The 1,454-nt window shown below is 60.4% G+C and carries 2 protein-coding genes; both read right to left on the bottom strand.

What is annotated here, in order from left to right; all coding sequences use genetic code 11:
- The coding region (locus tag FXB40_RS48855) for a DUF6894 family protein (RefSeq protein ID WP_210352251.1) at positions 1 to 351 on the bottom strand (351 nt) is incomplete at its 3' end.
- A gap of 338 nt (positions 352 to 689) precedes the next feature.
- Positions 690 to 1,205 (bottom strand): cupin domain-containing protein, encoded by a 516-nt coding sequence (locus FXB40_RS47495; RefSeq protein ID WP_148779125.1) that lies wholly within the window; start codon positions 1,203 to 1,205, stop codon positions 690 to 692.
- Positions 1,206 to 1,454 lie beyond the last annotated feature (249 nt).

The following is a 1,454-nucleotide window of genomic DNA, read 5'->3' as shown; positions in this document are numbered from 1 at the left end:
CATCGAATATGCGTCAGAGCCAATATTGCAGGCCGAATGACACCTTGCTTCTATGTTGGCGGGCTCCATGGCGGCCAGTACCCGCGCCAGCATTCCATATCCAGAGGTGATCTCGGTCTGATGGCGAGGAAGAGCTGATTCCTTCACAGAAAAGGTGAACGCGAAGTAGGTCGTCCCGGCTGTCGGTGACGAGCTGTCGGTGACTACAAGCTGCCAGGGATGTCCCTCCCAAAAATGCCCCGCCAAGCCCTCCCTTAACACTCCGGCAGCGAGCTTGATGGCCTCGCTCCTCGCAACAGCGATGTCGGGCAGCTCTACCCCGGTCTCATCGATCAGAGCAGTTCCATCCAAACATGAGGCGCTCCCGTCCAAGGCGGGAGCGCAGTCGCGTCTCTCTGTCACGGGCAAGGGCCAGAGGTCGGATCCGTGATGGTCTTCAATATGCGAAGGACGCCGCGGTTCCTATTCTGGACCAGCGAAGGTGTTCAGGGGCGCTCCGGCCGGTTCGACCGGAGGTGCCGGCACCGTGGACAGAATTCACGCACGCCTGCCCGCCTACCCCGAGAAGACCTGACGCTCCGCTGGGAAGAGCTTCGGGTGCGGCCGTTCTCACTTCTGCTGCGCAGGAGCCTGGGCGTTCGAATTGTTCGAAACCGGAAGTCCTCACGCTACTCGCTAAGAAGCAAACCTCAGCGCGCCGGCTGGGGCGGCCCGCCCGGAAAGCGAACTCCGAATCGTTGGATGAGGCCGGGAACGCTGCTCAGGTCCATATCAAGCTCGTAACTCGCGCAAAGCGCCGCGAGCCGCTGTGGATCAGGAGCACCGTTGAGTAGCTCCGCTCCTAACTCGCGGAAATAATTCTCGAAGCCAGCCGGCGATATGATTTCCAAGATGCGGGCCGGCGCGTCGCCCGCGTTCCAGAACGTATGCCATTGCTCGCGCGGCTTGAAGATCAGGTCCCCGGGATTGCCAATCACAACGGAGTCCCCGAGCAGAGCCCCGATGCTGCCTTCAAGTACGAAGCTATATTCGTCCTCGCGATGATGTCGGTGCATGGGAGCTGCCAGAGCACGTGGCTGCATGGGATGCTCGACAAGCGCAAAACGTTTCCCGGCGTCTGCCCCATCGATCATAAAGCGGGCGCTGGTGCCTCCCAGTATTGCCAGATGACCATCACCGGGGCCGAGCACTGTTGGTGCTGTCATGGGTCTCCTGCTTCACGCTCGTGGTCCGCAGCGCAGACAAGGCTGGAGAGCCAAAGTGTATTCTCTGCCTCTCGTTCGTTCAACTGAGACGAATGTCCGCTGCAGGTCTTGGTCGTGTAAAAACGCCTTCCGCGGGAGGGCGGTGAGAAGCGAGGACGGTTCGGTCTCAGGCCGCGATCGCAGCGATCAGCGGCTTGATCCCGACGATGTTCATGACCCTTGTTAGATTGTAGGCCAGAACCGAAAGAG

Source organism: Bradyrhizobium rifense, from assembly GCF_008123425.1.
Lineage (GTDB): Bacteria > Pseudomonadota > Alphaproteobacteria > Rhizobiales > Xanthobacteraceae > Bradyrhizobium > Bradyrhizobium rifense.
This window is presented reverse-complemented; position numbering and strand designations above follow the sequence as displayed.